This is a genomic window from Chryseobacterium sp. BGARF1 (assembly GCF_001677955.1).
Taxonomy (GTDB): Bacteria; Bacteroidota; Bacteroidia; order Flavobacteriales; family Weeksellaceae; genus Chryseobacterium.
In genome coordinates, this window is sequence record NZ_LELA01000027.1 from 1 (window position 1) to 7,154 (window position 7,154).

Consider the following 7,154-nt stretch of genomic DNA (forward strand, 5'->3'; position numbering starts at 1 on the left):
AAAGATTTTTGTGTGCTTTTTTCTTTGTACTCATCAACTTTAGATAAAAGTATCTAAATCTTTTGCCTCTTTTGTGGTTAAATAAAAAGTTTAAACAAGTTTATTATTTGGATCACTGCTATAAAGAACTTCTCGTTTTACAAATTCATCAACAAAATAGCTTACTTTATCTTCTTTCTTTTTGTTTTCTACTTCTTTTCGTGATAGATAATTTTGCCACTTTCCATCCATTTGAATAAATGAACCATTTACATCATTTGGATAGAAATTTTTACTAAAGTTTTTTCCATTAAAAAAATAGTCTGCCAACAAGTCAAGTTCATTACCAGAAAAAAGAATAAACTGTTTATTTTCGTATACAAGTGAAGTGTTATATTTAGAGAACGAATTATTGGTTTCCGTATCCCAATCTTTCTCATCACCTAACATCAGAACAAATTCTTTCCCTGTAAAAGTTGCTTCTCTTTTGTTCAAATAACTTATGAAATCTGGTATTGTATTAAGTTCATTTACTAATCCAAGAAATGAATGCCAATTGAAAATATGGCAGAATTCTTGATTTTTCGTTTCAATACCACCAGGATGAAATAAAGGTACAGTATTAATATTTATAATTAAGCGATGAATACTGTCATACGAATTTGGATGGAAATCAAAAGTCCCCGTTTCTGGATGACTAAATTTCACAATAGACTTTTTATTTAAGAGTTTTCGTTGTGCGCCATGGATTTGTGAAACAGCTTTTTCCAGTGTAGATTTGAAGTATCTTTCATAATTCCCCTTAAAAGAATAATTTTTGATTGATATTATCAAAAGGTGATTTTGAAAGCATATAAGTAAATCACAAATTTCCTTTTTATCTCCAAAATCATCTTTTGGATTTGGAAAACACCAATATTTTAAATATGTATTAAATGCTAATTCATTTACTGCTTCTTCTCCCTCAATTCCAATCTTGTTGCTATCCATGTTTTTCATATGTTTACGATCTAACTTGAAAAAATTAAATCGGTTTATTTAATTTCGGAAGATTAAAAATTTTTTATTTATCACAATATATAAATAATTCGTCAAAAATAAATCTACTTTATCTTTAGCAAGTGATTTTTGCTTCACAAGATGAAATTTCTAAAATCACCCCACCGTTGGCGTATCCTCTTCATTCAAAATCTTTTTCTCTTTCATCGCAACCATCATTCTTTCGCGTTTGTATTCTGTCCAGTCGAATTGATTAAGGAAATCGAGAGCGGCAACAAATCCGGCATTGAACAGCTGTTCTTTTTCTTCTCTTTTCATAAAGAAATTAAGCCAGCTGCTCGTTCCGCAGTTGACGGTTTTAATGCTGTACAAATTGTAAAATGAATATTTGGTCAGGAAAGATTTGTCATTAAAGCCTTTTAAAGTTTCGATGATATTTCCGGCGTAGGAGAGTGGTGTTTTAAGGATCTGTTCGCTTGTTTTCCCTTTCTCTTCATTGATTGCCGAATCACTGGTTAACTGTACTCCAAAAAGTGGAAGTCGCGGATAAAAAATATCGGTCACATGAAAAAGATCAATCGGGAAATTTGAAATACTTCCGCCATCGATAAAAATTCCGACAGGATAAATATTTCCTTTTGAGGTATTCATCCAGAATTTCCAGGCGTATTTTACAGAATCGTCGTCTTTGTTGATGAGCTTTTGCATAGGCTCAAAAAAGAAAGGAACAGACATCGAAGCACGCACAAATTCTGCCGGACTGATGTGTTTCAGTTCTTCTTCAGACCAGTAAAGATTCGCCATAATGGGAAGCTGTACTTTTATTTTGGCGTTGATGTCGGTCGTGATAACCGTATATTCAGATTTTAACTGATAAAACGGATTGTTTTTGTAATAATCGTTGTTTTCGATGCCCTCAAAATAGATTCTGTACTGTGTTTCATCAATGTGCTCCAGATTATTCATTTTAATTTCTTCAATTCCGTTTAATGCGTTGGTGTAAAATTCCATTCCGTTGCCATAGCGGTAATTAAGATTGAGCTCATATTCTTTTTGAATAAATTTTTTATTGAGTTCTGCGACCGTTTTTATTCCGAAATCATCAAGCACTTTTTTCATAGTTTCTTCAAAAACATTTCCAGGATTGATTCCGCTGTTGCTTTTCTGAAAATTCAGGTAAAGTTTTTTTAGAATTAAGATTAAAATAATTAAAGGAACAAGCGGAATTAGGAAATACAGCTTGGCTTCTCTTATTGTCTCAGAGGAAAGGATAAACGGTAAACTGATTAATCCAACCGTTAGAATAATGGTAATAATTAAATTGATCTTAAAGAAATTTTTATTGTTGAGCATCGCATGAATGGTGCTTTTTACATAGCCTTTTCCATCCATAAAATCTGCAAAATTCCAGTTGAACAATATTTCTTTAATGACTTCGCTTTTAGCTTCTTCTTTTGTTTTACAAGCTGCTATCAACATCGTATTAATTGCTCCAGCGCTGGTTCCTGCAACTTTCAGAAAACGGATCCCGAAAATTTCAAGTCCGTATAAATAACCGACCAAAGCGCTTCCCCAAACTCCGCCTCCTTCCTGTACAAATTCTACATATTGGTTTCCTTCGGCATCCAGAAGATCAGAGAACTCTCTTTTTGAAATATTTTCATGCAGTGCCTTCAGCTTTTCTTTGGACTCCTGAGAAAGTATATTTTCTTCAAGAATTTTTTGGAGGGTTTCGGGTTTCATGGTTTGGTTTGGTATTTTGTTTTTGGTGTTTTGTGTTTGTTGGAAATCGCAAAGGCGCAAAGTTTCTTTTAATTTTAATGTTTTAGGGCGCAAGAAAATCAGAGATTTTCAATTATTTTTTAATCAATTTTATCTCGATAAAATCCTTGCGCCTTAATAGTTTTAAGTTTTAAAAATTCCTTGCGCCTTTGCGTTTAGCTAAAATTATTTTTCTCTCGCAGATTAAGCAGATAACGCAGATCTTTTCAAATTAATTAATTGGCGGGAAACTTTACCATTGCTTTCTTCTTGCATAAATAAACGTGCAGATCACAATGACTCCCATCACGCCTAAAGTATAAAAATATCCATGCTTTGTGTGAAGTTCCGGCATATTATCAAAATTCATTCCGTATAAACCGGCAATAAATGTGATCGGTAAAAAGTAAACAGAATAAATCGCCAAAACTTTCATCACTTGATTGGCTTTCTGATCAGACAGCGCTAAAAACATCGAAATTAAGTTGGTAATCTGAATGTTGAGATGATCAAAATCTGCAACTACATCTTTGTGTTTATCTTTTAGATCGACCACTTCAGAATCTTGTAAATTGAGTAGCTTAAACTTATCGATAGCATCTGTAGAAATCGTCAAAACTCTTGAGTTCAATCCCGATTTTCTTTTCAGTTTATACAGTCTGCGGATTTGATTGGTATGATTGGTATTTTTAAGGAAAATTTCGTTTTCGATATTATCCATTGTTTCAAAAAGACTGATGGCTTCATCATCAAAACTTTTCATGATGATCAAAGCAATCATTAACGCAACTTTATCGGGAGAACAGTTTTCCTGACCTGCCGAAAGCTGTTTTTTCGTCTCCGAAATACTTTTGGTTTTCATTCTGTGAACAGTGATAATCGTGTTTTCCAGAAGGAAAATTCCGATTTTCGTACTGATGTCACTTATAGTGTTGAGGTTTTTTCTTTCCAGCTCGGTGCTTTCACGCAAAAGAAAGAATTTTACGTTTCCGTCGGCTTCGTATTTAGGTAAGTGATTCGGATCGAGGGTGTCTTCCAAAAGAAGATTGTTGATTTCGTAGCGTTCATGAAGGTATTTCATGTCTTCTGCAGTAGGCGCTTCCACGTCTATCCATTCGCATCCCGAATCTCTGTAAATTGTATCAATAGGCATAAAGTAAAAATACTATTAATTTGAAATATGATGTATAAAATAATTTTATCTTTACCAAAATTAGAAAAAACTATATGATTAAAAGTACAATAAAAGGGATCGGATTTCATGTTCCGGATCATGTGGTCACCAATGATGATTTAGCAAAACTAATGACCACCAATGATGAGTGGATCACCGAGCGTACCGGAATAAAAGAAAGAAGACACAGGATCAACCGAAATGATGCTCAGGAAACGACAGCCTATCTTGGTTTTAAAGCTTCTGAAAAAGCCATTCAAAATGCTGGTTTAACGGCAACAGATATCGACTATATTGTTTTTGCAACACTTTCTCCGGATTATTATTTTCCGGGATGCGGAGTTTTGCTTCAGGATATGTTGGGTTGTGATACCATCGGAGCTTTGGATGTCAGAAACCAGTGTTCAGGATTTGTTTATGCAATGAGTGTTGCGAATGCTTTTATTAAATCAGGGACGTATAAAAATATTTTGGTTGTAGGCGCTGAAGTTCATTCTTTCGGACTTGATTTTTCTGATGAAGGAAGAGGTGTTTCTGTAATTTTTGGCGATGGAGCAGGAGCAATTGTACTTTCTGCAACTGAAGATGAAAATGCAGGAGATATTTTAGCAATGAATATGCATTCTGAAGGAAAATATGCTGATGAATTGTGTACCCAGTTTCCGGGTTCAAAATACGGTTGGAGCGACAGAATGAGAAAAGAACCTGAAAATGTAACGGATAAAGAAGTATATCCAATCATGAATGGGAATTTCGTTTTCAAACATGCGGTGACAAGATTTCCGGAAACCATGAAGGAAGCTTTAGACAAAGCAGGAAAAACCATTGAGGATCTGGATATGTTTATTCCGCATCAGGCGAATTTAAGAATTGCCCAGTTTGTACAGCAGAAATTTGGTTTACCAGATGAAAAAATTCATAATAATATTCAGAAATACGGAAATACGACGGCTGCTTCTATTCCGATTGCTTTAAGTGAAGCGATTGAATTGGGGAAAATAAAAAGAGGAGATTTGGTTCTTCTTTCGGCTTTTGGGAGTGGTTTTACTTGGGGAAGTATTTTGTTTGAATATTAAATTGTCAAAGATCTTCGTCGTCACTTCGAGTAAGTTTTAATAAGAAAAGCTGTTCTCGATACGCTTCGCTACTCGAACTGACGTAATGAACAATTAACTAGGTCAATAAATAAAAATCCCGCTGAAAATATATTGTTCAGCGGGATTTTTTATGTTTTAAAATTAAAGATTAAAGGCTCTTTAATAGTTTTTCTGTGTCTGCAGTGTCTTCACCAGCTGCTTTTCCAAGCTCTAAAGATTTTTGCGCCCATATTTTAGCATTTTTCTTATCTCCAATTTTGTTATAAAGATTTGCTAAAGTATCTGTATTTGCATAATTTTCATTCTTATTTACAGATTCCTGTGCCCATTTTACAGCAGTTTCCAAAGAAGATTTGGTTGTCACATTTTCAAAGAAATTCCAAGCTAAAGAATTAAGCTGGTCTGCATTTAAAGCAGAAGTATCTTTATTCAGCTCAATAGTTATTTTTTCATACGTTGCAAAATCTTTATCTTTCAAAGCTCTGCTTGCTTTTACTCTTTTCAAAAGGTTTTCTGCTTCATCTTTAGTCATGAATTTCTGAGTTTCTGCAAGGAAATAAGCTTCATCTAGTTTTTTAGTGGTAGCATTATAAGCTTTCGCCATAACGGTGTTTACTTTCACATTTTTATCCATTGAAGCATATTGCTGCTCAGGAAGCATTTTCAAAATATCAGCTTTTCTTTCTGTGAAAATTCTGTAAGGTGCACCTTCAGTACTTTTCATTGCCTGAAAAAGAAGACCTAAATTATCTCTAGTCAATTCAGGTTTTCCTGCAAAATAACGTTCAATTACTTTGTTTGAGAAATCTGTATCATTATAAATCGTAAGATTAGCAAGGTTTAATAAAAACTCTGGGTCTTTTTCTCCTTTTTCAAATTTTTGTTTTAAAGCAGTCAATCTTTTACTAGGATCACCTGCATCCATAGCAAACTGAATGAAATCTTTCTCTTCAACATATCCAATTGTTCTGTGAACCTCCTCACCGTCACCGTTGATGAAAAGGTAAGTTGGAAAAACTTTTACATTGAATTTTTTTGCCAAGTCAATACCTTCGCCTTTTTCCATATCGATTTTAGCATTTACAAAATGCTCGTTGTAATAATCACCGACAGGCTTTAACGGGAAAATATTTTTCACCATCAATTTACATGGGCCACACCAAACTGCGTAAGCATCAATAAAAACAAGTTTATTTTCTTTTTTTGCTTTCGCTAAAATGGTTTTGAAGTTACTGCCTTCTTCAAATTTAATTCCCTGTGCAAATGCAATTGCAGCCAGGAAAAGGAATGATAATATTGCTGTTTTTTTCATGAATTTTTTTTGTTGGATACAAATGTAATAATTAAGTTAAATAATTATTCTCTTTTTAATAAAAATAAGAAGACCATTTTAGAAATTATGTATCTCCGTTTTTACTAATGATCCATAATTTAATGCAAAGGCAAACAAAGAATATTAAAATTTGACCGTTTTAAAGTTATACAAAGGCGTAAACTTAGCAATGAAATACAAAAAGTTATAGAATATTAGAAATTGATGATAAGTACTGTAGAAATACTTTAAAAATAAAATCCATAGAATTTTTCTACGGATTTAGTTTTTTATCTTGAACCTCCTACAGAAGTGTTGGGTCTTGTTTCTTTACTGCCGTAATCGGTAGGTGATGCGGCAGTATCTCGTAATGCTTTCGGAGTATCTGTTTCCGGTTTGGTGGGCTCAGAATGTTCTGCCGCCGATTCTGCCGAGATATTTAATAAAGAGTCTTTATTATGATTTTCTTTATACGCTTCTCTGTTTTCTTTCTTATCTGCACAGCTCCCTAAAGTTATTAAACCTAAAAGCATTGCAAGTCCTAACTTTTTCATAATATTTTATTTTTGTGATAATTAAAGAGATTGTCAATTATCATTCCGAAAACTGTGAATATTACATTAAAATTCAATATTTTTTATTGAAAAATAGTTACTGGGATTAAAAGTCGTAGTTCTACTACATCAAATCGTAGAATTACTACAATTTTCGAAATAATGGTTTGAAAGTTTTAAAAATATTTTCGGTGTCTCTATCTTTGGGTTATAGAAATCACAAAAATACTAACGATTTAAAATTTACTTATTATGGCAGCAAATTCAAGAGGAATCTT

At 33.2% G+C, this 7,154-nt stretch carries 6 protein-coding genes; 1 reads left to right on the forward strand and 5 read right to left on the reverse strand.

What is annotated here, in order from left to right; genetic code table 11:
- Window positions 1–90: 90 nt before the first annotated feature.
- The 3 genes from AB671_RS04500 to AB671_RS04510 form a co-directional block, all read right to left on the reverse strand.
- Complete coding sequence (locus AB671_RS04500; RefSeq protein ID WP_066681391.1) at window positions 91–978, reverse strand: hypothetical protein; 888 nt, start codon at window positions 976–978, stop codon at window positions 91–93.
- Window positions 979–1,134: 156 nt separating this feature from the next.
- Complete coding sequence (locus tag AB671_RS04505) at window positions 1,135–2,721, reverse strand: patatin-like phospholipase family protein (protein WP_066681404.1); 1,587 nt, start codon at window positions 2,719–2,721, stop codon at window positions 1,135–1,137.
- 271 nt (window positions 2,722–2,992) lie between these two features.
- Window positions 2,993–3,892 (reverse strand): CorA family divalent cation transporter, encoded by a 900-nt coding sequence (locus AB671_RS04510; RefSeq protein ID WP_066681393.1) that lies wholly within the window; start codon window positions 3,890–3,892, stop codon window positions 2,993–2,995.
- Between the two features lie 74 nt (window positions 3,893–3,966).
- Here AB671_RS04510 and AB671_RS04515 point away from each other — a divergent pair, with 74 nt between their 5' ends.
- Entirely contained in the window at window positions 3,967–4,989 is a 1,023-nt protein-coding gene (locus tag AB671_RS04515) for a 3-oxoacyl-ACP synthase III family protein (protein ID WP_066681398.1), read from the forward strand.
- A 169-nt stretch (window positions 4,990–5,158) separates the two neighbouring features.
- Here the strand turns inward: AB671_RS04515 and AB671_RS04520 are convergent, their stop codons facing one another.
- Window positions 5,159–6,322 (reverse strand): thioredoxin family protein, encoded by a 1,164-nt coding sequence (locus AB671_RS04520; RefSeq protein WP_066681400.1) that lies wholly within the window; start codon window positions 6,320–6,322, stop codon window positions 5,159–5,161.
- A 290-nt stretch (window positions 6,323–6,612) separates the two neighbouring features.
- Complete coding sequence (locus tag AB671_RS04525; RefSeq protein WP_066681402.1) at window positions 6,613–6,876, reverse strand: hypothetical protein; 264 nt, start codon at window positions 6,874–6,876, stop codon at window positions 6,613–6,615.
- Window positions 6,877–7,154: the final 278 nt, after the last annotated feature.